The sequence below is a fragment of the Mycobacterium sp. genome, from assembly GCF_052145595.1.
Taxonomy (GTDB): domain Bacteria; phylum Actinomycetota; class Actinomycetes; order Mycobacteriales; family Mycobacteriaceae; genus Mycobacterium.
Window position 1 is genome coordinate 1 of the sequence record NZ_JBKQOI010000224.1, and the last position, 24357, is coordinate 24357.

The 24357-nt window shown below is 64.4% G+C and carries 25 protein-coding genes and 2 pseudogenes; 12 read left to right on the forward strand and 15 right to left on the reverse strand.

Translation table 11 applies throughout. The annotated features are described in order from the left end of the window. Nucleotides 1–265 (reverse strand): annotated as a pseudogene (locus ACLP4W_RS20130) (type III polyketide synthase); the annotation flags it as partial. 265 nt (nucleotides 266–530) lie between these two features. Continuing rightward, nucleotides 531–1124 carry a TetR/AcrR family transcriptional regulator gene (locus ACLP4W_RS20135; protein ID WP_442388946.1) on the reverse strand — a complete coding sequence of 198 codons (594 nt, stop codon included), beginning with the start codon at nucleotides 1122–1124 and terminating at the stop codon, nucleotides 531–533. Nucleotides 1125–1209: 85 nt separating this feature from the next. Between ACLP4W_RS20135 and ACLP4W_RS20140 the strand changes: the two genes are divergently transcribed. Together ACLP4W_RS20140 and ACLP4W_RS20145 are read left to right on the forward strand one after the other, a co-directional pair. After that, nucleotides 1210–2049, forward strand: a complete 840-nt coding sequence (locus tag ACLP4W_RS20140) for an alpha/beta fold hydrolase (RefSeq protein ID WP_442388948.1) — start codon at nucleotides 1210–1212, stop codon at nucleotides 2047–2049. Nucleotides 2050–2203: 154 nt separating this feature from the next. Next, a complete protein-coding gene (locus ACLP4W_RS20145; protein ID WP_442388950.1) occupies nucleotides 2204–2647 on the forward strand; it encodes a hypothetical protein in 444 nt (147 codons plus the stop codon). Nucleotides 2648–2672: 25 nt separating this feature from the next. On the opposite strand, the gene ACLP4W_RS20150 is transcribed toward ACLP4W_RS20145, so the two are convergent. Both ACLP4W_RS20150 and ACLP4W_RS20155 read right to left on the reverse strand, forming a co-directional pair. Further along, nucleotides 2673–2972: a hypothetical protein gene (locus ACLP4W_RS20150; RefSeq protein WP_442388952.1), complete on the reverse strand. Its 300-nt coding sequence runs from the start codon at nucleotides 2970–2972 to the stop codon at nucleotides 2673–2675. Nucleotides 2973–3090: 118 nt separating this feature from the next. After that, complete coding sequence (locus ACLP4W_RS20155) at nucleotides 3091–4689, reverse strand: FAD-dependent monooxygenase (protein WP_442388954.1); 1599 nt, start codon at nucleotides 4687–4689, stop codon at nucleotides 3091–3093. A 92-nt stretch (nucleotides 4690–4781) separates the two neighbouring features. On the opposite strand from ACLP4W_RS20155, the gene ACLP4W_RS20160 reads away from it, so the two are divergent. Both ACLP4W_RS20160 and ACLP4W_RS20165 read left to right on the forward strand, forming a co-directional pair. Further along, entirely contained in the window at nucleotides 4782–5384 is a 603-nt protein-coding gene (locus ACLP4W_RS20160) for a TetR/AcrR family transcriptional regulator (protein ID WP_442388956.1), read from the forward strand. Nucleotides 5385–5452: 68 nt separating this feature from the next. After that, nucleotides 5453–6058: a class I SAM-dependent methyltransferase gene (locus ACLP4W_RS20165; protein WP_442388958.1), complete on the forward strand. Its 606-nt coding sequence runs from the start codon at nucleotides 5453–5455 to the stop codon at nucleotides 6056–6058. A 101-nt stretch (nucleotides 6059–6159) separates the two neighbouring features. Here ACLP4W_RS20165 and ACLP4W_RS20170 read toward each other — a convergent pair. From ACLP4W_RS20170 to ACLP4W_RS20190, 5 genes are all read right to left on the reverse strand, one after another. Further along, nucleotides 6160–7277, reverse strand: a protein-coding gene (locus ACLP4W_RS20170) for an IS3 family transposase (RefSeq protein ID WP_442388960.1) whose coding sequence is annotated in 2 segments (ribosomal slippage) — nucleotides 6160–7010 and nucleotides 7010–7277 — 1119 coding nt in all. Because the reading frame shifts where the segments join, the coding sequence is not laid out codon by codon here. 266 nt (nucleotides 7278–7543) lie between these two features. Next, on the reverse strand, nucleotides 7544–7924 hold the full coding sequence (locus ACLP4W_RS20175) for a tautomerase family protein (RefSeq protein ID WP_442388962.1): 381 nt from the start codon (nucleotides 7922–7924) through the stop codon (nucleotides 7544–7546). A gap of 40 nt (nucleotides 7925–7964) precedes the next feature. Beyond that, nucleotides 7965–8414, reverse strand: a complete 450-nt coding sequence (locus tag ACLP4W_RS20180) for a DUF1003 domain-containing protein (RefSeq protein WP_442388964.1) — start codon at nucleotides 8412–8414, stop codon at nucleotides 7965–7967. Nucleotides 8415–8565: 151 nt separating this feature from the next. Next, nucleotides 8566–10776 carry a molybdopterin-dependent oxidoreductase gene (locus ACLP4W_RS20185; protein ID WP_442388966.1) on the reverse strand — a complete coding sequence of 737 codons (2211 nt, stop codon included), beginning with the start codon at nucleotides 10774–10776 and terminating at the stop codon, nucleotides 8566–8568. 53 nt (nucleotides 10777–10829) lie between these two features. Further along, nucleotides 10830–11255 (reverse strand): PPOX class F420-dependent oxidoreductase, encoded by a 426-nt coding sequence (locus tag ACLP4W_RS20190; RefSeq protein ID WP_442388967.1) that lies wholly within the window; start codon nucleotides 11253–11255, stop codon nucleotides 10830–10832. Nucleotides 11256–11389: 134 nt separating this feature from the next. Between ACLP4W_RS20190 and ACLP4W_RS20195 the strand changes: the two genes are divergently transcribed. Beyond that, nucleotides 11390–12109, forward strand: coding sequence for a hypothetical protein (locus ACLP4W_RS20195; RefSeq protein ID WP_442388968.1), 720 nt, complete (start codon nucleotides 11390–11392; stop codon nucleotides 12107–12109). Nucleotides 12110–12188: 79 nt separating this feature from the next. Here ACLP4W_RS20195 and ACLP4W_RS20200 read toward each other — a convergent pair whose 3' ends face one another. Further along, entirely contained in the window at nucleotides 12189–12653 is a 465-nt protein-coding gene (locus tag ACLP4W_RS20200) for a hypothetical protein (protein WP_442388970.1), read from the reverse strand. Nucleotides 12654–12915: 262 nt separating this feature from the next. Between ACLP4W_RS20200 and ACLP4W_RS20205 the strand changes: the two genes are divergently transcribed. The 3 genes from ACLP4W_RS20205 (at nucleotide 12916) to ACLP4W_RS20215 (ending at nucleotide 15189) form a co-directional block, all read left to right on the forward strand. Further along, nucleotides 12916–13659, forward strand: coding sequence for a helix-turn-helix domain-containing protein (locus ACLP4W_RS20205; RefSeq protein ID WP_442388972.1), 744 nt, complete (start codon nucleotides 12916–12918; stop codon nucleotides 13657–13659). A gap of 176 nt (nucleotides 13660–13835) precedes the next feature. Continuing rightward, a complete protein-coding gene (locus tag ACLP4W_RS20210; RefSeq protein ID WP_442388974.1) occupies nucleotides 13836–14711 on the forward strand; it encodes an NYN domain-containing protein in 876 nt (291 codons plus the stop codon). Nucleotides 14712–14727: 16 nt separating this feature from the next. Beyond that, complete coding sequence (locus ACLP4W_RS20215; protein WP_442388976.1) at nucleotides 14728–15189, forward strand: nuclear transport factor 2 family protein; 462 nt, start codon at nucleotides 14728–14730, stop codon at nucleotides 15187–15189. A gap of 32 nt (nucleotides 15190–15221) precedes the next feature. On the opposite strand, the gene ACLP4W_RS20220 is transcribed toward ACLP4W_RS20215, so the two are convergent. Further along, entirely contained in the window at nucleotides 15222–15680 is a 459-nt protein-coding gene (locus tag ACLP4W_RS20220) for a cupin domain-containing protein (RefSeq protein WP_442388978.1), read from the reverse strand. Nucleotides 15681–15745: 65 nt separating this feature from the next. Between ACLP4W_RS20220 and ACLP4W_RS20225 the strand changes: the two genes are divergently transcribed. Then, entirely contained in the window at nucleotides 15746–16627 is an 882-nt protein-coding gene (locus ACLP4W_RS20225; protein ID WP_442388980.1) for an alpha/beta fold hydrolase, read from the forward strand. A gap of 43 nt (nucleotides 16628–16670) precedes the next feature. On the opposite strand, the gene ACLP4W_RS20230 is transcribed toward ACLP4W_RS20225, so the two are convergent. Then, entirely contained in the window at nucleotides 16671–18314 is a 1644-nt protein-coding gene (locus ACLP4W_RS20230) for a flavin-containing monooxygenase (protein ID WP_442388981.1), read from the reverse strand. Between the two features lie 168 nt (nucleotides 18315–18482). Between ACLP4W_RS20230 and ACLP4W_RS20235 the strand changes: the two genes are divergently transcribed. Together ACLP4W_RS20235 and bphC are read left to right on the forward strand one after the other, a co-directional pair. Next, nucleotides 18483–19679, forward strand: a complete 1197-nt coding sequence (locus tag ACLP4W_RS20235; RefSeq protein WP_442388982.1) for an acyl-CoA dehydrogenase family protein — start codon at nucleotides 18483–18485, stop codon at nucleotides 19677–19679. Between the two features lie 22 nt (nucleotides 19680–19701). Further along, the gene (gene bphC, locus ACLP4W_RS20240) at nucleotides 19702–20610 is read left to right on the forward strand and encodes a biphenyl-2,3-diol 1,2-dioxygenase (protein WP_442388984.1); all 909 of its coding nucleotides are present in this window, start codon (nucleotides 19702–19704) and stop codon (nucleotides 20608–20610) included. Between the two features lie 125 nt (nucleotides 20611–20735). On the opposite strand, the gene ACLP4W_RS20245 is transcribed toward bphC, so the two are convergent. Both ACLP4W_RS20245 and ACLP4W_RS20250 read right to left on the reverse strand, forming a co-directional pair. Further along, complete coding sequence (locus tag ACLP4W_RS20245) at nucleotides 20736–21032, reverse strand: ferredoxin (RefSeq protein WP_442388986.1); 297 nt, start codon at nucleotides 21030–21032, stop codon at nucleotides 20736–20738. A gap of 2 nt (nucleotides 21033–21034) precedes the next feature. Further along, nucleotides 21035–22171 (reverse strand): Rieske 2Fe-2S domain-containing protein, encoded by a 1137-nt coding sequence (locus ACLP4W_RS20250; RefSeq protein ID WP_442388988.1) that lies wholly within the window; start codon nucleotides 22169–22171, stop codon nucleotides 21035–21037. An 89-nt stretch (nucleotides 22172–22260) separates the two neighbouring features. On the opposite strand from ACLP4W_RS20250, the gene ACLP4W_RS20255 reads away from it, so the two are divergent. After that, complete coding sequence (locus ACLP4W_RS20255; protein ID WP_442388990.1) at nucleotides 22261–23964, forward strand: 3-ketosteroid-delta-1-dehydrogenase; 1704 nt, start codon at nucleotides 22261–22263, stop codon at nucleotides 23962–23964. Here ACLP4W_RS20255 and ACLP4W_RS20260 read toward each other — a convergent pair. Continuing rightward, nucleotides 23961–24152 (reverse strand): annotated as a pseudogene (locus ACLP4W_RS20260) (PadR family transcriptional regulator); the annotation flags it as partial. The gene ACLP4W_RS20255 and the pseudogene ACLP4W_RS20260 sit on opposite strands and share 4 nt — an antisense overlap. Nucleotides 24153–24357 lie beyond the last annotated feature (205 nt).

Consider the following 24357-nt stretch of genomic DNA (forward strand, 5'->3'; position numbering starts at 1 on the left):
CCTCGAGGTAGGCGTTGTTCGCTTCGGTGAAGCCACTCAGTTTCGGATAACGCGACAGCGGTAGCGCAAGGCTGCGATTGTCGACTCCAGCCGTTTGCGCAAAGCGCATGAAACCCGGCTCGGCGAAGTCGGTGAGCTCGCGTGCCACCTCGTCCTGGTTGTATCGGTGCGCTGTGAACGCCACCGCGGTGCCGGCGATGTGCGGGGCGCCGCGGCCATGAAGGGCAGCCCGGTTCGCGGATGTGGAAAACGTTGTTGCGGTCATGCCTATGGCGACGACCCTTGCCCCGCCAAAGGTTCATCGGATCGTGGGCAAGTGAACTTAAACACATTCACTCGCGATGTTGAACCTTGGCGTTCAGCGAGATACGCCTTCAGGTTTGGTCGGGGGCTGTAAGCGATCTATGGAAAATGCCTGCTGTGAGTGGGGATACATCGAATTTGGGGAGGGGCTAACGAGTGTGATTGCGGGAGTCGTTGGCACGCAGGCACTTTCAGGGTACTTTCAGGGTCGGGAAGTACCAACGCCGTCATTGAGCGGCCAGGGCATCAATTAGCCGGTTCATCACCGCGCCGGCGTCCTGGCGGGCCTGACCGTGCTGTTGGGAACGAGCAATGTAGAGCGTGGCCTCGCGCATGGCGCCCAACATCGTCAGGGCGGTGGCCTCCACCGGCTGGGGCGGGATGCGGCCGGTCTCAATGGCGCTCGTGAGCAGGGCGATGTTGTAGCGGTTGCCGATCTCGGTCCATCGCGACGAGCCCAGCACCGCGGGGGCATCGACCAGCACTATCCGTTGCACCTCGGGGTCGGAGCAGGCATCGAGCCAAAACCCGGCACCCAGCCGCATGACCTCCAGAGGATCGGTTTGTCCGGCAGCCGCGATCGCCTCGCCCATGCGGGCCGCCACTTCCCCCTCAATGCGCTCAAACACCGCCGCGAACAACTCGGTCTTGTCGGCGAAGTGGTGATAGAGGGCACCGCGAGTCACGCCTGCCGCGCGCACGATCGTCTCCAAAGCCACCTCGCTGAAGCCGTGCTCGGCGAACAACGGCCGAGCCGCCCCGATCAGCGCCTCGCGCGTTTCCGCGGCGCGCTCGGCTTGCGTGCGGCGATTCTCGTCCATCAATCCCCGCCTTTCATACATACGGTATGTATCTTCGTACATACCGTATGTAGGTTGTTGCCGGATCGTAGCTCAGGAGTGTGCGATGCCCATCATCGATCTGCCCCAGGGCCGAGTTCAGTATCGACTCGCCGGACCCGGTGACAGTGCGCACCCACCGGTGGTGCTGCTCTACGGGCTGCTGGTCAACTGCGAGCGGTGGACCGAGGTGGCTGACGACCTCGCCGCGCGCGGAATACGCTCGTATGCGCTCGACCTCCCGCTGGGATCGCATTCCCTAGCGCTTCGGCCGGATGCAGACCTGACTCCACGCGGGGTCGCGCGGCTAATCATCGCGTTCCTCGAAACGCTCGGATTAACCAACGTCACTCTGGTGGGTAACGACACTGGAACTGCGTTGTGTCAGTTCGTCATCGACATTGACGACACTCGGATCGCCCGTTTAGTGCTGACTGATGGCGACGCGTTCGATCAGTTCCCGCCGCGGTCGTTAAGGCCGGTCTTCAAGCTGGGTCGCCGACCCGCGGGCGTTCATGCGCTGATGTCAATGATGCGGCCCACCTGGATCAGGGACCGCGTTCATGGCCAGAACGTGTCCAAGCCCCTAGAGGCTGCGTTGACCCGACGATGGATCGCCCCGGCCCTAGCCGACCGTGCCGTACGACGCGATACCGCCAAGTTCCTGCGCGGCGTCGACCCCGCCGAGCTGCTTGACGTGTCGACCCGGCTGGGCCGATTTACCAACCCTGTCGTGATGTTGTGGGGCGGCGCGGATCGCTTTTTCACGATCGACCTCGCCCACCGCTTGTGTGAAGCATTCCCGAACGCTCAGCTTGTCGAAATACCCGACGGGCGAACGTTTATCCCGCTCGACCAACCGCAGCGGGTCGCCAACGAAATCCAGTCCGTGCTGGAATGCCGATGAGTATAAGTCCCGTCGACGAGTAGGTCGCCGCCGGCGAGCCGGACGCAGTCGTCCGGCGCTCAGCACGGAAACCAGTGCGTGTTGGCGCGGCGCACACGGCAAGACGAGCGGAAGGAATGCGATGACGAGATCCAGCTCAGCAAGCACGGCTCACATGACGGGCCGGGATGGTCCCGAAGCGGCTCGGATGCAAGGGTTCCTGCGCCGCACCGCGGTTGCTCTGGCGGTCGGGTTCGGGGCGCACGCCATGGACCACGTACACCGCGGAATGTCCGCGGCGACGATGGTCGTCATGATCGGCGGAGGCGCGGAGGCGCTGTCGATCGCCATTGCGGTGTTCATGGTGCTGACGCGTCGGGCCTGGGCCGCCCAGGTGGCAATCGCCGTCGGCTTCGGTACCGCACTGGCGTCCGCCTATGGACATTTGCTGCCGACATTCCTGCCTGGCTTGCAGGACAGTTTCGTCTCACCCCCGCATTCAGGCGTGACATGGTTTTCGTGGATAAGCTTGATCGCGGCGATGAGTGCCGGGATGCTTTTTGGGTTTGCGGGCCTCCGGACGATACGGCATCAGCACACGAGCGCGCCTCCGCGATAAGGCAGTGGCGTTGGGGCGCGCGTGACTATTGAGTTCCGGGGACGTCGAGGTTGGCTTGTTGCTCCGTCAGCAGGCCCTGTTGCTCGTCTTGCTGAGCTTGCTGGTTGTCCAGTTGCTCTTGCTCTTCGGCCTGCTGTTCGGCCTCGTCGGTCTCCTGCTGGTTCAACAACTGTTGCTGCAGTTGGGCCTCGTCGTCGTCATCGTCGGTGGCGAACCCGCCGGCGCCGACGAGATTCGGTAGCTCGGTGGCCCGGTCTACCAGTCGCACCGAGCCCGCTGCGACAACGGTGTTGGCGTCATGGGTCTGCGCACTGTCGAATAGCACCAGTGACGGGACCCCATGAACTGGTCCGGGCTGAGAGTCGGTCCACTAGGTGCAGGTAGCAGCGTAACTGGCTTTGGGTCTTAGTAGCCAAGCGTTGACGGCTCGGTGCGGTGTTAGTTCAGGGTGAGGGGCTGGTGATGATGTTGGCGAGCCATTGCTGGGCGGGGGTGATGTCGAGTCCCGGCCAGATCGTGGCGATGTAATTGTCGGGGCGCAGCAGGACGGTGAACGGGGTATCGGTCCCGAATAGCTCGGTGACGCGGGGGTAGAGGGGCACCACGGCGCTGTCGACCCACGCTGCCAGGTCCGGGTCGAGATGGGTGGTCGGATCCTCTTGTGGTTGTTGCCCGTCGGAGAATTGCACGAGGTGGAACTTCGGCGCGCTGAACCGGTCGAAGACGTTGGATCCGTCGACCAGGAGGTAGGGCATCCGGTCACCGGGCTGGACTGTGAAGTGGCCGTGGTGGGGGCTCTGGCTCAGTGACTGGTCGCGGTAGGAGATGGCGGTTTCGGCCATGGACGGGAACATGATTTCGCGGACCGGCTCGAAGCTGGTGATCAGTTTGGCGAAGCCGGGCAGGGCGTAGCGGCGAAACAGCTGCATCGACCAACTGTCACCGGCGATCACGTCGAAGAAGCGGTCGGTGGAGCGCACCAGGTGGCGGGCGTTGGCCAGGCGCTCCTCGTTGTAGGTGTCCAGCAGTGCGGGCGTGGCGCCGGCGCGCAGGACCAGGGCGAGTTTCCAGGCGAGGTTGTAGGCATCCTGGATGCCGGTGTTCATGCCTTGCCCGCCGGCGGGGGTGTGCACGTGGGCGGCGTCGCCGGCCACGAACACCCGCCCGACACCGAACTTCTCCACGTGGCGGGTGTGCACCTTGTACTTGGAGAACCAGTTGAGTTTGGTGATCGCCATCGGCCGGGCGACGAGGCGTTGAGTGCGTTCGGCGATCACCTCGAACCCGATGTCCTCGCCGACGCCCTCGCCTTGGCCGCGGGCGTCGAAGTCGGGCACGTTTCCGGTGAACCGCCAATGGTTGGGTTCCTTGAAGGGGGCCATCAGCACGTAGGCGTTCTTGCCGAAGGCGCCGATCAATGTCGAGCCGTCGTTGTTGATCTCGGCGTCGGGGACATCCAGGGTCATCTCGACATCGGCGACGTAGAACAGCCGGGGGTAGGTCGAGCCGTCAAACCCCAACGCCAACTGTTCGCGCACCGGGCTGGAGGCGCCGTCGCACCCGACGAGATAGCGCGCCGTGAGCTGTGTGGTTGCGCCGTCAGCGGATGTCACGTCTGCGGTGACGCCGCGGTCGTCCTGGTGGAAGTCGACCAGCTCGGTGCGCCACTGCACGTCGGCGCCGTGGGCGCGCGAATAGTCATAGAGCAGGTGCTCGTTTTTGCTTTGCTCCAAGACCAGGAAGTACGGGAAGGGAGTGAACTTTTGACCCATTTCGGAGAAGTCGGGTTTGGCGGCCAGCTTGCCGTCGCTGAGGATGGCCACCTTGGTCAGCGGTTGCCCCTCGGAGCGCGCTTGCTGCGCCAGCCCGATCTGGTCGTAGATCTCCATCGTGCGGGCGTGCACGACCAGTGCTTTGGAGAACTCGGTGGGTCCGTCCTTGCGGTCGATGATGGTGAAACTCAGCCCGTAGCGCAGGCACTGGGCGGCCAGCGACAGCCCGGTGGGGCCGGCTCCGACGATGACGACGTCGCAATCGGACATGGGTCCTCGCTTCTGCCTTGGCGGGTGGAATTCTTGACGTGCTGAATTCTGCATGGATAGAATTCCGGTGTCAAGAGCGGAAGGCGCCACCGATGACCCAGCGACGCACCCACACCGGACGGCGACCGGGCCCCAACACCACGCGGGCGTTGATCGAGGACACCGCGCGCAAACTGTTCGCCGAACTGGGCTACGAGCGCACCTCACTGCGGCAGGTCGCACTGCAGGCCGGGGTGGACCCGACGCTGGTCAGCCATTACTTCGGCGCCAAACGGGACTTGTTTCTGGCCGTGGTCGAATTGCCGTTCAACCTCGCCGTCGTTATCGACGTTATCGTCGCCGATGATCAGGCCACCGCGGGCCGGCGACTGGCCGCGTTGGTGCTCGGCGTTCTCGACGATGAGGTTCGCCGGCGACCGTTGTTGGGCATAGTTCGCGCCGCGACCGCAGAACCCGAAGCCGCCGCGCTGGTGCGCGACTTCTTGACCCGCAACGTCATCACCCCCATCGCTGCGCGGCTTGGCACCGACGACGCCGACTACCGCGCAGCCCTGGTGATGTCACAGATCATGGGCTTCACGCTGACGCGCTACGTCGTCGGCATCGACGCCCTGGCCCACCGCGACCGCGAGGCTGTCACCGTCGACCTCGGCGGAACATTGCAGCGCTACCTGTTCGGCGAACTCAGTCCCTGACCAGCCGGTCCTGCCCCGGCCGGCGCCCCGTTCCACCCCGACCCAACCACGTGTGAGAGGAGACCGCCATGACCGTTCGGCGAGTGATCATGGACCTGATGTACCGCATCGGTCGACCGATCTGGGATACCCCCACCCCGCAAGAAGTGCGCGACGTCATTGAGGGCCCTGCAGCACTGCCACCGGGGCGCGCGCTGGATCTCGGGTGCGGCACCAGCACCAACGTGGCATATCTGGCCCAACACGGCTGGGACGCCACCGGGGTCGACTTCTCTCCCAAAGCAATTGAAATCGCCAAACGCGAAGCCGCCGGGGTCCCGGGTGCGACGTTCATCGAGGCTGACGTGACCAAACTCGCCGAGTCCGGCATCACCGGGCCCTTCGACCTCGTCATCGACAACGGCTGCTACCACTCCCTGTCAGCGCAGGGCAGGGCCGCCTACGTGCCCGAAGTGGCCGCCGTCATGAAGCCCGGCGCCCCGTTCATGATGTGGGAAGGAATGATGATCGCCGACAACGAGATCCCCGACCGCTTCAGACAGGCATTCGACATCGAACGCATCGAGCCCAAGAGCTTCACGATCCACCGGTTCGGAAGGACATTCACCAAAAACAAAGCCAACTGGTACTGGCTGCGCCGACACGACTCACCCGGGGATGAACCTCGACCATGACAACGCGTCGACGACGCCGAAGCCGACCCGAAGGCCTTTGTGGCAACAGTGCTTGAAGGGCTTTGTGCAACAGTGGGTAGCCGCGCATCACTGAGGGTCGGTCATCGGTGGGTACATCTCGCTGCGTAGCTAGCTGGGGGCAGGTAGCCCAGGCCGGAGTGGCGTCGCCGGTGGTTGTAGTCCTGTTTCCAGTCGCTGATCACCACTCGGGCCTGGGCCAGGGACCAAAATGTATTAATGTTCAGGCATTCGTCACGCACCCGGGCGTTGAAGGACTCGACATACCCGTTTCGCCAGGGCTGTCCAGGTGGGATGAAATGCAGGCCAACGTGTTCGGCGGCCCAGTCAGCCATAGCAGCACAGGCCATTTCGGGTCCATTGTCGCACCGCAGCACGGCAGGATAGCTGCCTCGATCAACCGCGAGGCGATCCAGTTCGCCGATGAGGTCCTCACCGGTAATGGAACGCTCGACCAGGCCGCCGAGGCATTCGCGGGTGTGTTCGTCGATGATCGACACGATCTTGATCGGCCGCCCATCGGTGGTGGCGTCGAACTGGAAATCGGCCGCCCACACCCGGTTGGGTGCATCCGCTATCGGAGCAGCACTGGTGGTCGAGGTGCCGTGACGCTTGCGTCGTCGCCGCTGCGGAACCCGCAGCCCCTCCTCACGCCATAGTCGCTGCACCTTCTTATGGTTCACCTGCCAGCCCTCCCCGCGGGCGTCGTGATAGGCAGGCCGAAAACCGCGACGCGGATGATTCCTCGCGTACTCGCGCAACCAGGTCCGCAACGCGGCGTCAGGGTCGGCCGGCGTGGTCGATACGGGCCGGTGTCGCTGGGTAGAACGGTGCTGCCCGGTCACCCGACAGGCGAACCGCTCACTGATCCCCAACACTCGCTGGAGGTGAGCAACTGCCGCCCGCCGACGCTCCGGGCTTAGAAGTTTCCCCGCGCGATCTCCTTAAGCGCGGCCTTCTCCAGTTCAGCATCGGCCAGCAGCCTCTTGAGCGTGGAGTTCTCCCGCTCCAGGGCCTTAAGCCGTTTCGCGTCATTGGCCGTTAACCCACCGAACTGGTTGCGCCAGCGGTGATACGTCTGCTCGGACACCCCCAACTGACGACACACCGCCGCGAGATCCTTTCCCTCACTGAGCAACCGGTCCGCCGTAGTCAACTTCCGCACAACCTGCTCCGGGCTGTGCCGCTTCCTCATCGCCATGATCGTGTCGAGCCTTCCTGCCCAAATTTTGGGCCGCAAGACTCTCATAAGTCCGGACCAACGCAGTGGGGTCAGGTCACCAGCATCGCGACGGCCGCGGCCCCCGCGAGAATCGCCTTTGTCAGCCTGACTTGTCGACGCCGAGCGTCGGCCGTTCTGATCTGATGGGATGGGTAGTCGGTGTTTGTTGCCATCCCGTATTTTTGCGCCTCGTTGTTAGCAACAGGCTGGATCGCACTTATCGATCCGCTGTGAGGACGGATTCGTTAAACGTATTGCGCCACGCCGTTGCCGAACGACCAGTTCTCCTTTGCCACCTCGGTGAGCACGATCATCACATCCTGCGGCCGAACGCCGGCTTGGGTGTTGAGCCGTTCGACGAGGGTGGCGTAGAACTGCTGCTTCAATTCCACGGTGCGCCCGATGTTGAGGGTTATGTCGATGATGAAAGCCTGGGCGGACCGGTCGATACCGAGGTATGCCGGATCAATGCGCAAGGAGTCGGCGTTGTGAGCGGTGATGATCTGAAACTTGTCGCCGTCCGGGACGTTGAGGACGTCGGCCATGGCCCGGTAAACGATGTCCCCGATGAGGCTGCGCCGCTCGGGTTCGATGGTGTTTGGCAGGTCGATTCTGACGAGAGGCATTGGGAGAGTTTACGGAATCGGGCGGGCGCGGTCGATGCCCTTAGGCGGACCCGACGATGAAGGGACGGTGTAATTCCTGTGTGAGGGACTGGATTTGGCGGGTCAACTCGGTGTTGGTTTTGAGCTCCAGCTCCTGAGCGCCATAGTCGTGGTCGGCTTTAGCCTGCTGGAAGGCAGCCTGGCGGTTCTGGCCGATCATGACGAACGTCGACAGGAATATCGCTTCGAGTGACACGGTCAGAGCCAGTATCGGCCACGGGTACTGTTCCAATAGCGCGATCCACACGGCGAAAAGGATCACGTGGATGAAGACGAAGTTCATCGAGCCGGCAAATGCGGTGATGTGATCGGCCAGTCGCAGGTGAAATCTCTCACTTCGCCTCTTGGCCTCCGCCAGCACGGCTGGATGGTGGATCTGACTATCGCGCACCAACCGCTGAGGAATGAGTTGGGGGACATGCCGATCGGTGTTGGATCGTGGGGTCGTCACGTTCATTCCTTCCGGGTCGAGAGGGACTTATTCTTGCTTCTTCGCGATGTCGGATAACCGTGTCTCGACACGAGATTAACGAGGCGAATCAGTCTCTCGCACAGCGGTGTTCGCTGGCGGATGAAGCACTGGCCGAAATCGAGCTCGAGCTTCAGCTGATCGTCACCGGGATACCGTTGAGGGCACCGTTGCCCGATGGTTCGTCGAGGAACGTCGGCGGGGACAGCACGTTGGTGTTGGCGCCCGGTGAGCCGTTGGCCACCGACATGCGAGTTCCCGGCTTGCCGTGCCCCCAGCCGTGCGGCATCGATACCACGCCGGGCATGATCGCGTCGGTGACCTCGACGGGCACCTTGATCTCGCCGGCCGCCGATTTCACCGTCACGACGTCGTTGTCGGCGATGCCGCAGCGGGCCGCATCGTCCGGGTGGACCAGCAGCGTGCACCGGTCCCTGCCCTTCATCAGCGCGGGCACGTTGTGCAGCCAGGTGTTGTTCGATCGCAGGTGTCTGCGGCTCACCAGGACCAACGACTCGGTGGGCCGTTCCACGCGCTCGGCCAGCCGCCGCAGGTCGTCGAGCAGGTATTGCGGGGCGAGCCGGATCTTCTTGTCGGGAGTGCCGAGGATCTCCGGCAGCTGCGGCACCATCGGTCCGAAGTCGATGCCGTTCGGATTGGCCTTGAGCATGTCCAGTGTGAGCCCGCCCGGGTTCTCGCCGTACCGGTCCCCGAATGGGCCCGTTCGCAGGGTGAGATCCAGCATCCGCTCCGGGCCGCCGTGGTCGTAGAGCTTGCGGATCTCCGCACCGTCGACTCCGCGGGTGAAGGCCAGGTAATCGAAGAAACCGTCGTCGATCGCTGCGACGTCGACGTCCTCGGCCGGTGTGCCGGTGCACAGGCCGGTCAGCCGGATCAAGATCTCCCACTCCTGCGGGCGGTCGCCGGGGTCAAACACCGGAGCCGAGTAGTTCGCGATGCTGTGAATCGCGAACTGCAGGACCAGGTCGTCGTGGTGGGGCTGCTCGAGCGGTGACAGACCGGGTAGGATCACGTCGGCATGCCGGGTTGTCTCGTTGAGCCAAAGGTCAACGGAGATCATCGCTTCCAGCATCGGCAGCGCCTCGTCGAGCTTGTCACCACCGGGCGTGGACAACACCGGGTTGCCCGCGATCGTGATCAGCGCTTTGAGCTGCCCGTCGCCGGGTGTGGCGATCTCTTCGGCCATACACGACACCGGCGCCTGGCCGAGGACCTCCTTCGCACCCCGCACCCGGGTACGCCAGCGACCGAATTCGGGGACACCCCCCTCCAGGCCCGGCAGCGGCTGGGTGGTGATCGACCAGGCCGCCGGCTTGGGAAACATCGCGCCGCCCGGCGTGTCGAAATGGCCGGTCAAAATGTTGATGACGTCGACCAGCCAGCTGGCCAGGCTGCCAAACTCCTGATTGCACAGGCCAATTCGCCCGTATACCACCGATTTCTCGGTGCCGGCAAGCTCGCGGGCGAGCCGGCGGATGCGGTCTTCGTCGATACCGGTGACGGCACTCACCCGGCTGGGCGGCCAGTCCGCGACGACCCGGCGCATGGTGTCGACACCGTCGACGTGGGGTCCGGCATTGACCAGGTCCTCGTCGAAGAGCGTGTGCGCGACGGCCAGCAGCAGCGCCGCGTCGGTGCCCGGAACGATTGGCAACCACTCATCGGCGTGAGCGGCGGTGACGGTGCGCACCGGGTCGATCACGATCACCCTGCCGCGTTTGCGAATCGCGTCGATCAGGCCCATCACGTCGGGTGCGGCCAGCAGGGAACCCTGCGACGCGGCGGGATTGGCGCCCATGATCACCAGCAGGTCGGTGCGTTCGATGTCGGGCACCGGGAAGCTCCACCAGCCGCCGTACATCAGGTGCGACGACAGGTTCTTTGGCCATTGGTCGACCGTTCCCGGCGAATAGGTGACCGGCATCCCCGACATGCCCAGCAACACACCGGCGTAGCGGGCCAGTGAGAACGAGTGCGCCAGCGGGTTGCCGGTGTAGGCGGTGACCGCACCGATTCCGTACTTGCGGATCACCGGCGTCAGCAACTCGGTGCAGCGGCGAAACGCCGCATCCCAGCTGGCCTCCTGCCAACGTCCGTCGACCTTGATCATCGGGTGGCGGATGCGGTCCGGGTCGTCGTGCAGCGCGGCCAGTGATACGCCCTTCGGGCAGATGTGTCCGCGGCTCCACACGTCGTCGCGGTTGCCGCGGATGCTGGTGACTTTCCCGTTTTTGGGGCCGCCCTCGACACGAATCTCCAAGCCGCACATAGCTTCACACAGTGGACAGGTACGCAGATGCCTGCCGTCGTCGCCGGTCGCCACCCACCCACTGTATTCCGCTACTGCTGGTATCGGAAGTGGGCAAAATTCAGCCGTCAGGATGCCCAGGGCCCGACGCCACCGACCTTGTCGATGCGGACGCGGGTGAGGAACCCCGGCGGTGCGCCGTCCGGCGGGAACTTCATGTCCGGGTTGCCGAGAATCGGGTTGAGCTCCTTCAGCAGCTCGGGGGCGCCGCCCTCGACGATCCGCGCGGTTCCGGTGATGGACAGGTAGGGCCGCATCCCCTGGCTCGGCCCGTCGAGCGACAAGATCGTGACGGCCACCCGGGGATCGTTGCGGACGTTGCGCACCTTCTTGTGTTCGGCGAGGTGGGCGGTGACGAGCTCGTCTCCGTCCGGCGTCGACCGCAGCGCGACCCAGACCACACTCACTTGGGGGTTGCCGTCGGGATTGAGGGTGACCAGCGTGGCGTCGGCACCATTACCGATGAGGTTCCGCGCGGCGTCGTTGAGTTTCATGCGTTGTTATACGGTCACGCGTGGCGTTTCATTCCCTCCGCCGGCTTCGAGGGCGAGCGGCCATAGAATCGGCGTCGCCGGCTCCACGTTTTACTCAGCGTGCACACCCAGTTACCAGTGGGAGGCGATTGATCGTGACCGATCTGCTTGATGCCGTGCTAGCGGCGCACGTGGGGCTCGAGCGGTGGGGGCGATTCAGCACCATCGAGGCGACCATCGTCAGTGGCGGCAAGCTCTGGCAGATCAAAGGCCAACCACAAGATCCCACGCCGCGCCGAATGACTGTTGCGCTGCAGCGCGAATGGGCATCAGTTCAGCCGTTTGGTGCGGCAGACCAGAAAACCGACTTCGCGCCGCAACGCATCGCCATCGAAAAGCTTGACGGCCGCGTGGTCGCCGAACGAAGCAATCCGCGAGAATCTTTCACCGGTCACGACCTCACAACACCATGGGATCCATTGCAGCGCGCCTACTTCAACGGCTACGCGCTGTGGACTTATCTGACCACCCCCTTCCTGATGACGCTGCCTGGGTTCACCGTCACCGAAATTGATCCGATCGAGGATGGCGGTCAGCGCTGGTCTGGACTGCAGGCACATTTCCCGGTCAACATCGCTAGCCACAGCAGCCTGCAGGAGTTCTACTTCGACGGCGACTTCCTGCTGCGCCGCCACGACTACCGCGTCGACGTCGCCGGCGGGTTCGCCGCGATCCAATACGTCTACGACATGGTCGAGGCCGACGGAATCAAGCTGCCGTCCAGGCGCCGGGCGTACCGGTGCGATACCGACGGCCGTCTCCTGGCCGACGAACTCATGGTGTCAATCGACGTCAGCGATATCCACCTGACATAGAGATGCGTTCCAGCCGTGGCGGTTTCGTTTCGGATAGCCGAAATCCGCCCCGGTGGCAACCGGGGCGGATTTCCTGTGGCTACCGGGTTTCCACCGCGCTCACGCCGCTGCGGGCTTCGATGGCCTTAACGCTGTGGACGAACGCCTTTCGCAAAGAGCTCTTGGCGACGGTTCCCAGCAGGCCCGAAAGAACCCGTCCTTTGAAATTCTTGCCCTCGCGAACTATGACGACATCTACGGCAGTCGTTCCGTTGAGCTGCCGCCTCAAGGTGTAGGTATAGCCCGAGGCTCCGCCGAACATGTTGGAGTCGGTGGTCGTGAGCTCGACGCGGTTTGGATCGGACCAGTCGTAGTGCAGCCGTTCCCAGACGCCGCCTGAGCCCTCGGTTACGTCGGCCTCATGGGGGCCTTGGTGATGCACCTTCAGGCACCCGTCGGCGCTGTTCGGAAAGAGCTTCGCCCGGCCCGGTCCGAAGTCCGTGAGCCCGGCGATGAACTGCTCGGGGGTCGACGTTGTCGTCTCGTGAAACTGGAGTGTGGACATTTCGTGAAACCTTCTTTCCGACAGGGATTTTTGTGTGTTGTCGCCGCTCGGCCGATCAGTTGAATTGGTCATCCGCGCGGCGCCTACCACCATGAGCGCAGCGCGCGCGTTGCGAATTCCGGCAAGCGGATCAACAGCCTGACCCAATCGATCGTGGTATTGGCAGGGACAGTCTTAACATCTGGTGATGGCACAGAGGGTCAACTCGCTTGGTGATTACCTGCGCGCGCGGCGCCAACAGGTTCGTCCCGAAGATCTCGGGTTGGTCACCGGCCCGCGCCGGCGCGTGCCGGGCTTGCGCCGCGAAGAGCTGGCGACCCTTTCCGGCATCAGCGCCGCCTATTACCTACGACTCGAGCAGGGCCGCGACACGCATCCATCCGCACAAGTTGTGGACGCCCTTGCACAAGCTCTGCAGCTCGATGTCAAAGCAACGGAACATTTGCATCGACTTGCGACTACGACCAGCAAACGCAGGCCTCAATCCGCTGTAGAGACGGCGGCGAACAGACTAGACCAACTGATTAATCAGTTTTCCATGCCGGCGATTGTGGCCAGCAGGTTCCAGGACGTGCTGGCAGCCAATCCCTGTGCCCGCGCGCTGTCACCCGGTTTCACACCCGGACAAAACTTCCTGCGCTGGCGCCTCCTGGAACCGGCTGCCCGCGAGCTCTTCGTTAATTGGGACGAGGCGACCGAAATAGCGGTGAGCGGGTTGCGCGAGGCGGCCGGTGGCGATATGGGTGATCCTCGGTTGCGGGCTTTGATCGACGAGCTGTCGGCCGCCAGCGATCGCTTCCGTGAGCTGTGGGCGCGCGCGGATGTCGGTTACCGCACCGGCATTTTCCACTTCCGTCATCCCCACGTTGGCGACCTGCAGCTACACCGGAACACGCTCAACGTTCCCCACTCGGGTGGGCAGCAACTGCTGATTTATCACGCCGAGCCCGGCAGCCAATCCGCCAAGGCGCTCGAGGAACTCCGGTCCCTGGCGACCTCGGTTTAGCCTCGCAGGGCTGGGGCTGAGCACCCGTTCCGGCCCTACATCGTCAGGTAACGGCCCGGCAATCGTTTGCGCTCTGGTCCTTGATGGGTCCGGTTCGGTGGCGCACGATGAGCGAATGGTTGATCTCGGTAAAGCTCCGACGTTGAGCTGTCCATGACCCAGGCGACGCGGCCAACATGACCGAATCCGGCCCAACTCGTGTGGCGGTCTACCTCGACTTCGACAACATCGTCATCTCGCGGTACGACCAAGTGCACGGGCGCAACTCGTTTCAGCGGGACAAAGCCAAGGGCCTGGAGAAAGAGCGGCTGAAGTTGGCTACCGTCGACATCGGCGCGGTGATCGACTTCGCTTCGTCATTCGGCACCCTCGTCCTCACCCGCGCCTACGCCGATTGGTCCGACGACGTCAACGCTGCTTACCACAGTCAGCTCGTTGGCCGCGCGGTCGATCTGGTGCAACTGTTTCCTGCTGCCGCGTACGGCAAGAACGGTGCCGACATCCGGCTAGCCGTCGACGCGGTCGAGGACATGTTCCGCCTCCCCGACCTGACCCATGTGGTCATCGTCGGGGGCGACTCCGATTACATCGCGCTCGCCCAGCGCTGCAAACGCCTCGGCCGCTATGTCGTCGGCATCGGCGTGGCCGGGGCCAGCAGCCGGTCGCTGGCCGCCGCGTGCGATGAGTTCGTCACGTACGACGCGCTGCCAGGGATACCCGGTGTTGTCCCGGAGGCCTCGCAGGCCGGCAAACGCAACCGACGGGCTGACGCCTCCGCGCCTGACGACGAGCCGGCGCCCACCGACCCGCAAGACGCCGCCACCGGGCTGCTCGAGCGCGCGTTACGCATCGGGCAGGAGAAGGATGACGCCGAATGGCTCCACAACTCCGCGGTCAAGGCCCAGATGAAGCGGATGGACCCATCATTTAGCGAGAAGGCGTTGGGGTTCAAGTCATTCAGCGACTTCCTCCGGTCGCGCAGCGATCTCGTCGACCTCGATGAGAGCAGCACAACCCGAATGGTGCGCCTGCACAGCGACACCGCCTCATAGTTGAGGAGTTACGACGGTGGAGATTTGGGAACTGGTCGCCCGTGAGCAGATCCGGGACACTCTCGCGCGGTACAACTGGTCGGGTGACGCCGGCCGGCTCGACGGCCTTGCCGAGACGTTCTGCACGGACGGCGTCCTCGAGATACGCGGCATGCAGCCACTGCGCGGGCGATCCGAGATCGTGTCGTTCCTGAGTGGTGTCACCGGGAACGTCGCCGGCAACGTCGCTGGCAATGTCGACGTCAAGCCCGTCGTCCGACACAACGTGGCAAACGTGCTGTTCACCGGCCTGACTCCCGACCAGGCACAGGTCTCGTCCTACTTCACCGTGGTCACCCACATCGGGCTCGACCATTTCGGACGGTATCGCGACACCCTGGTGCCCGACGGTGACACCTGGCTGATCAAACGCCGCAAGGTGTCGACCGACTGGGCGTCCCCCCACTCAACCATGGCTCGGCAGTCACCGGCCAGCTGAGTCTTCTCGTGGTGGGTCGACCGGCGGTCTGGTCAGGAGCGCGACGGCGAAGCCCCGATCGTCAAGACGCTGAGCCGGCACCCTTGCGGGCCGGCGCGCCAGGCATGGTCGACGCCCGTCACCACAACGCTGTCACCGGGCGCGAGCGGGTGCGCACCGTCATCGAGGATCAAATCGACCGAGCCTGAAAGCACGACGTCGAAATCGACCGTGTCCGTGTGGTGCATGGAAAACGCCGCACCGGGTGCGTACTGGATCACCGTCCAGCGGACCGCGCCGGTCGCAACGGCCAGGTCGAGAAGATCCGCCACGCGCCCGCCGCCGGTCGAAATCGCGGGAAGTGACGGCGCCGCGTAGAGCACCGAATAGAGGACGCCGTCCAGGCCGGGGCCCCCTTGCAGTGCGACGAGCTCATCCCGCGCTGCGCACGACCGCCCGGATGCGTCGACGCCGGTGATCAGCAAGCGCCCGCTGTTCGGCCCGTCTGACATGCCCTAAGACTCTAGATGACCGATCGGCGGAACACCGTTTCCACTCGTTGCGACGGCATGGCAGGGTGACATGCGTGGCACACACTTCTGAAGCGACCGTCGTCGAGCAAGACCTGCGTGAAATCGACACTCCGAAGGGCGCTTTGCGCTATTACGACTGCGGCCCCGATTCCAGCCCGGTGCTGCTGTTCCTGCACGGCTCGGGCCCCGGCGTCACCGGCTGGCGTAACTTCCGCGGGGTACTGCCCACGTTTGCCGAGCACTACCGGTGTCTGGTCCTGGAATTCCCCGGCTTCGGTGTCAGCCCCGACTTCGGCGGCCACCCGATGGTCACCGCGCAGGGCGCCGTCGCGCCGTTCCTGGACGCACTCGGCGTGGACAAGGTGCACATCGTCGGCAACTCGATGGGGGGCGGCGTCGGCATCAACTTCGCCATCCGCAATCCGGACCGCATCGGCCGGTTGGTGACGATCGGCGGCATCGGCACCAACATCTTCAGTCCCAGTCCCAGTGAGGGCATCCGGTTGCTGCAGGAGTTCGTCGAGGACCCGACCCGGCAACGGCTCGTCGACTGGCTCAAATCGATGGTGTACGACCAGGCGCTGGTCACCGACGAACTGATCGAGGAACGCTGGCGGTTGGCCACCGACCCGGAGACGCTGGCCGCCGCACGGCGCATGTACGCAAAGACGGCGTTTGCCGCGATGACGGCGGCGATGGAGGCCTCCGACAGGCCGATGCCGTGGGCCGTCATGCACAAGCTGCTGGCGCCGACCCTGCTGACGTGGGGCCGAGACGACCGGGTCAGCCCGCCCGACATGGCGCTCATCCCGATGCGCACCATCCCCAACGCGGAACTTCACATATTCCCCAACTCCGGGCACTGGGCAATGATCGAGGCCAGGGAGGCGTTCGAAAGTACCGTGCTGGCGTTTCTGTCCCGCTAGACACGGAACGCACCGGGATTGCCGTCGAGGAGACGGCTTCCCGTCATGGGCACGTCTTGAGCAGGTTGAATCCCTTGTAGCCGGCGTCGGCGACCTCTGCGCAGATATCGTTGTACGTCGCGAAGCCACCGATGAACAGCATGAAAACCCGAGGCTTTCCAGTAACATTGGCGCCCATGTACCAGGAGTTGGCTTTGGTGAACAGCGACGCATCGGCACGTCGGGCCAATTCGGCGACCCAGCCGTCCACGGCATCGCGAGTCGGCTCCATTGCGGCATAACCGTGGTCGTCGAGATAGGCGATGGCATCGGCGATCCAGTTCACGTGCGCCTCGGCGTGCAGCACCATGTTCGCCAGCACCGCCGGTGCTCCCGGACCCGAAATCACGAACAGGTTGGGAAACCCGTCGACACCCAGTCCCAGGTACGTAAGCGGGCCGTGCGCCCAGTAGTCGCGCAGCATCGTGCCGTCGCGGCCGACGATGTCGACCTTGGCCAGCGCGCCGGTCATCGCATCGAAACCGGTTGCCAGCACGATCGCGTCGAGGTCGTAATGGACTTTGGTTTTGTTAATCCCCGTGGTGTTGATTCCCGCGGCGTCAACGGATTCGATCGGTGTCACCCGCACGCTGACCAGCGACACGTTGGGCCTGTTGAAGGTCTGAAAGTAGTTGCTGTCCGTGCAGATTCGCTTGGTGCCGATGGGGTGGTCGTTGGGGATCAGCAGGTCGGCGATCGCCGGATCGTCGATGACGGCCCGGACCTTTTCCTCGTAGAACTTGCGCGCCTCGTCGTTGGCCGTCATGTCGGTCGTCTGGTCCGGGAATGTCTTGGAATACAACACACCGCCCAGCTGCCATCGCTTTTCGAACGCGGCGCGGCGCTCCTCGGGGGTGAACTCCATGGTCGGCTTGGGGGCGGTGATGTGCGGTGATCCGCCGCCGCTGCGCCACGACAGCCGGCGACGCTCCGCGTAGCCCGCTTTGATGTCGTCGAGTTCCTCGGCGGACAACGGTCTGTTCCCCGCCGGGATGCTGTAGTTGGGGGTGCGCTGGAAGACGTACAGGTGCGCGGCCTGCTCGGCGATCATCGGAATCGATTGAATGCCGGAGGATCCGGTGCCGATGACCGCCACCCGTTTACCGGTGAAGTCGACGTTGTGGTGGGGCCAGTGCGCGGTGTGGTAGATCTCGCCGGCGAAGGTGTCGAGGCCACTGAAGCTCGGGGTTAGCGCGGCCGACAGCGGCCCGGTCGCCATCAGGCAGAACCGCGCCGTGAGCACCTCGCCGCCGTCGGTGGTGACCGTCCAGCGCAGGGTCGTCTCGTCGAGCACCGCCGAGACGACCCGGGTGTTGAAAGTGATGTCCCGGCGCAGATCGAGCTTGTCGGCGACCCAGTTCAGGTAGCGCAGTATCTCTGCCTGAGTCGCGTATTTCTCGGTCCAGTTCCACTCCTGCTCCAGTTCGTCAGAGAAGGAGTAGCAGTAGTCGACGCTCTCGACGTCGCAGCGCGCGCCCGGATACCGGTTGTAGTACCACGTGCCGCCCAGCTCGGGCGCGGCCTCGAGCACCCGCACCGAGAGCCCCCGCGTGCGCAGCTTGTGCAGGGCATACAGACCGGCGAACCCCGCTCCGACCACGATCACGTCTAGCAGGACGCCGGGAGGCTGGCCGTCGGTATTGCTCACAAGGACTCAGGATAGGTGCGTCCGCCGTTGCGAACGGCTTGTTTTCCCCGTTACCGGTCGCTGCCGGCGGGTTTTGATCGCATTTTGCGTCCGCTCACCGGGATCGCCTTCTGGTCCGGCAATGACTGCTGTACACCATTAGTAAGCCCCCACCACCTAAGGACGAACATGAGCGAGCGGGTAAGCGACCGACTATTAGACCGAGTCCTAGTCATGGCCGACCAGCTGCGCGAGCAGGCCGCCGACGCCGAGCGGATCGGCCGGCTCACCGACGACACGGTCAAGCTCATGAAGGGCGCCGGTCTCATCCGACTGCTGCAGCCCAGGAGCTACCAGGGGTTCGAGGTCCACCCCCGCGAGTTCGCCGAAACGGTGATGGCGACGGCGGCACTGGATCCGGCCGCCGGCTGGATTGTCGGCGTGGTGGGCGTGCACCCCTACCAGTTGGCGTATGCAGACCCGAAAGTGCCCGCCGAGGTCTGGGCCGACGACGTCGACACGTGGATGGCCTCCCCGTACGCACCGCAGGGTGTGGCCAAGCCCGTCGACGGCGGCTACATCTTCAACGGCCGCTGGCAGTTCAGCTCGGGCACCGACCATTGCGACTGGATCATCCTGGGCGCGATGCTCGGCGACGCCAAGGGCATACCGGTGATGCCGCCCCAGATGCTGCACATGATCCTGCCCCGCAAGGACTACGAGATCGTCGAGGACTCGTGGAACGTCGTCGGCCTGCGCGGAACCGGCTCCAAGGACGTCATCGTCAAGGACGCATTCGTCCCGGCCTACCGGACGATGGACGCCATGAAGGTGATGGACGGCACCGCCCAGCGTGAGGCCGGCATGACCGAGCCGCTGTATCTGATGCCCTGGTCGACGATGTTCCCGCTGGGCATATCCGCCGCGACCATCGGCATCGCCGAGGGAGCGCTCGCCGCACACCTGGACTACCAGCGGGAGCGTGTGGGCGCCACCGGAACCGCGATCAAAGACGACCCCTACGTCATGTACGCGGTCGGCGAGGCCGCAGCCGACATCAACGCCGCCCGCCAGGAGCTGTTGGCTAACGCCGATCGCATCTACGACATCGTCGCCGCAGGCAAGGAGGTGTCGTTCGCAGACCGCGCGGCCGGTCGCCGCACCCAGGTTCGCGCGGTGTGGCGCGCGGTGTCGGCGGTCGACGAGATCTTCGCCCGCTCGGGCGGCAACGCGGCGCGGATGGACAAGCCGCTGCAACGGTACTGGCGTGACGTGCACGTCGGCCACTTGCACGCCATCCATGTCCCCGGTACCGCCTACCACGCGTCCGCGCTGAGTTCGCTTGGCATCGATCCGCCCGAGGGCCCGCTGCGGGCGCTGATCTGACCAGAACTAGGAGAACGCAGAAGTGACTGACCTGAAAAGCCTCGGCTACATCACGATTTCGACCAACGACATCGACCGATGGCGGCAATTCGCGTTCGCCATCCTGGGCTTCGCGGAAGGCAAGGGGCCTGACCCGTCGGCGCTGTACCTGCGGATGGATGAGCGCGCGGCCCGGCTCATCGTGGTGCCCGGTGAGACCGACCGGGTTCTCACCGTCGGCTGGGAGCTACGCGACCACGCGGCGCTGCAGCGGGTCAAGGACACCCTCGACGGCGCGGGGGTGGCGTTCAAACAACTGTCCGTCGACGAGGCCGAAGCCCGCCGCGTGGAAGAGGTGATTGCCTTCGAAGACCCGGCCGGCACCACGCTCGAGGTGTTCCACGGCCCGGTCCTCGACCACAGCCCGGTGATCACCCCGTTCGGTGCGAAATTCGTCACCGGCGATCAAGGCCTGGGCCATGTAGTCCTGCCGACCACCGATCCCAACGGACTGTTCGACTTCTACACCGACGTACTGGGTTTCCGCTCCCGGGGCGCGTTCCGGGTACCGTTGCCGAAGGAGTTCGGCCCGGTGCGGGTTCGCTTCCTGGGCATCAACGAACGACACCACAGCCTGGCGATTGTGCCGGCCGCACATCAGCGCGACCCACGCCTCGTCCACATCATGGTCGAGGTCGACACGCTCGACGCCGTGGGTCAGGCGCTGGACCGCGTCAACGCCGAGGGCTTTCAGTTGTCGTCCACCCTGGGACGTCACACCAACGACAAGATGGTGTCGTTCTACGTCCGTGCACCCGGTGATTGGGACATCGAATTCGGCACCGACGGCATGCGGGTCGACGAAACCTATTACACCGCAGAGGAGATCACCGCCGACAGCTATTGGGGCCACCAGTGGGTCGGCGAGATGCCCGCGGCGCTGCGGCTATGACACGCGACGCCGGCTTTCTTCGAGCAGCAGGGGCTTCGAGTCTGCGCTCAAGGCGCTCAGCCTGCGCCGTCGACGTTAATCCGCGGTGATTCCTGACTCTGGACGCAGAGTCGAAGGCTCCCCGATTACCTTGTCACGTCAGCTATCTTGTCCACGACGGACAAGTCGCCGCGTCGTACCGCGTCTGCTATCGACTCGCTCAGCGCTGAACACGCCAGGAATACGCCTCGGCCGGCGTGCGCCGACATCTGTGCTTCGGCGCGCTCGGCGCACCGGGCCGTCGCGTCGGCATTCCACTGGACGCTGGTCTGGTTCCAGCTGCTCTTGCGGGCCAGCACCTCCGCACCGCAGTTCCGGCACGCTACGGGCATCATGGGCATCTCGTCGAGGCGATTGTCTTCTCTGACGAATGAGTTGAGCATCATCACACCGAGCCCGCGGTGGCGGCCTGGGCGGCCATATTCACCTCGACCTCTTTCATCCACGCCTCGTGAGGCCGGGTCGTATCGAGCTCGAACTCGAAGCGATCTACCATATCTGGTTGTACGTCGGCGGCGTCGAGATAGAACTGCTGGTACCAACGGCGCAGCTGGTAGACCGGACCGTCCTCCTCGACCAGGAGCGGATTGTCGATGCGCGCCTTGTGTCTCCAGATCTCGACGTCCTGCTCGAAACCGAGCTTGATGTAGTCGCCGAGAGTGATCGCGGTCTGCATGGCCTGGTCGCCAGGCAGCGCATCCGATTTCTTCACGATGATGCCGTATTGCAGCACAAAGGAATTCGAGTCGATCGGATAGTGACAGTTGATGAGTATCGATTGAGCATCGCCTTGCTTGTAGTGGTAGGTCAGGTCGTCGATCATGAAGGACGGGCCGTAGTAGGACGCGACCGACGTCGTACCCAGCATTTCGGCACCTTCGGTGCCCGCGAGGTCAGGTCGACCCTCCCCGTTCATGTACTGCGTCGCCACATGCCCTTCGAAGATGTTCTTGAAATACGTGGGCAGCGAGCCGTGGATGTAGAAGAAGTGCGCCATATCCACGACGTTGTCGATGATTTCGCGGCAGTTGCTGTGCACGACGGTGGTGTACCAGTGCCAGTCGGTCCACTCGTCGCTCGTAGCGCCATCGATGCGCGGAATCGTAACGTTGGGTGGATTGCGCTCGGGATCGTTCCACACGAACAACATCCCGTCCTGCTGCAGCGTGGTCCACGCTCTCGTCCGCGCCAGTTTAGGTGTGCGCCGGCTGTAGGGCACCTGCTTGCACCGCCCGTCGCCGCCCCAGCGCCAGTCGTGGAACGGGCAGGCGATCTCGTCGCCCTTGACCTCGCCCTGGGAGAGGTCACCGCCCATGTGCCGACAGTACGCGTCGAGCAAGTTGATGTTGCCGTCCGCGCTGCGGAAGACGACAAGCTTCTGACCGAAAGCGTTGATCGCGTGCGGCTTGCCGTCACCGAAATCTCTGATCAGACCCAGGCAGTGCCAGCCGCGGGCGAACCGCGTCGGCGCGGCCTGCGCTTCAATGAGCCGAACTTCGTCGGCGTCAGACTGCGAAGTCATAGTCACCATTCAACCCCCACGGTCCCGTTTCTGGGAGCGACTTGTTTTACTCTTCCTCCACCACATCGCCCGGGCATACCGTTCTCAACGTGACCCCGCACAGCACGACGATCCCTGCCGGCCTTCCGGTGGCCGACACACTCGTCGATCTGCTGGTGGTTGGGTCAGGCACCGGCATGACCGCGGCACTGGCCGCCCGTGAACTCGGGCTGTCGGTGCTGATCGTGGAGAAGTCGTCGTACGTGGGCGGCTCGACCGCACGCTCCGGCGGCGCGCTGTGGCTACCCGCCTCCCCAGTGCTGCGGGAAGCCGGCGCCGACGACACCACCGAGCGCGCCGCCGCCTACCTGGACTCGGTGGTCGCGGGCTCGGCGCCCCGGCAGCGATCGGCCGCGTTCTTGACCAACCTGTCCCCGACGGTCGAACTGCTACGCCGAACGACGCCGCTGCGGCTCTTCTGGGCCCGCGACTATTCCGATTACCACCCCGAGGTGCCCGGTGGCAGTGCGGCGGGCCGCACCTGCGAGTGTCGCCCGCTGGACATCTCGATCTTGGGCGAATACCGCACTCGGCTGCGGCCCGGCGTCATGGAGTCCAACATCCCGATACCCACGACGGGCGCCGACTACCGCTGGATGAATCTGGTCGCCCGCGTGCCGGGTAAGGGCATCCCGACCTTCGGCAAGCGGCTGGCGCAAGGCGTCGGTGGCCTGCTGCTGGGCCGCCGCTACGCGGCGGGTGGTCAGGGCCTCATGGCCGGCCTTTTCGCCGGTGTGCTGCGCGCCGGCATCCCGGTGTGGACCGACACCACGCTGCTGCGCCTCGCGGGCGATGGTGACCGCATCAGCGGCGCGGTCGTCGACCACGACGGGCGCGAGGTGACGATCACGGCCCGGCGCGGGGTGGTGCTGGCCACGGGCGGGTTCGACCACAGCATGGATATGCGGTGGAAATTCCAGTCCGAATCGCTGGGTGCCAACCTGAGCCTGGGCGCCGAATCCAACACCGGTGACGGGATCCGCGCGGCGCAGGAACTGGGCGCAGACGTCGATTTGATGGATCAGGCGTGGTGGTTCCCCGCCGTCGCGCCGCTGCCCGGCAAGGCGCCCGCGGTGATGCTGGCCGAACGGTCACTTCCCGGCAGCCTCATCGTGAACCAGAATGGCCGCCGGTTCGCCAACGAGTCGGCGGACTACATGTCGTTCGGCCAGCGACTGCTCGAGCTGGAGCGGTCGGGCAGCCCCGTCGAAGCGATGTGGATCATCTTCGACCAGCAATACCGGAACAGCTATGTCTTTGGCGCCGAGCTGTTTCCGCGGATGCGGATTCCGCGGTCATGGTATGACGCCGGCGTTGCGGTACGGTCCGACAAGCTCGCCGACCTGAGCGCGAAAATTGGTGTCCCGGTGTCAGAGTTCACTCAGACGATGAACCGCTTCAACGAAAACGCCTCCGCCGGAAAGGATCCCGACTTCGGCCGGGGTCGTAGCGCCTATGATCGGTACTACGGCGATCCGACAATCAGCCCGAACCCCAACCTGCGTCCGCTGGTCAAAGGCCCGTTCTACGCCGTGAAAATGGTGTTGAGCGATCTGGGTACCTGCGGCGGCCTGAAGGCCGACGAACGGGCGCGGGTGCTCCGCGAAGACGGTGTGGTGATCGACGGGCTGTACGCAATCGGGAATGCCGCCGCCAATGCCTTTGGCACGACGTACCCGGGTGCGGGCGCGACGATCGCGCAGGGACTGGTATACGGCTACATTGCGGCCCGGGACGCGGCGAGCAATGGTTAGTCAGCTTCGCGCTTGGCCTCTGCCTGCTTTTCGACCTCACGCCAGTAGCCATGCGTGGTGCGTGGTTTGCCGTAACCCGCCCTTGGAGGCCTGCTGCAGTCCTTCATCAGCCCCAGGGCGAACTCGCGCTCGGCTGCGTAGTATTTGGCCGCCCAGCGCAGCGCGATCACCGAGTACGCCCAGGCGGGTGGCCCTGTCGGAAGTGAACGATCACGAACCCGGGAAGTTCACATCCCGAGTGACGAACTCCCACTCGTCGATCGATGCCGTCGTCGCAGCGATCTCTCCAGGAGGCTCTTGGTCCGCGCGGGATCCCTGCCCTCGAGCGTGACGGAGAACATGTTCGTCTTGCCGATCTGGCGCACCTGCAAGCCGTTCAGGATAAGGTCCTGC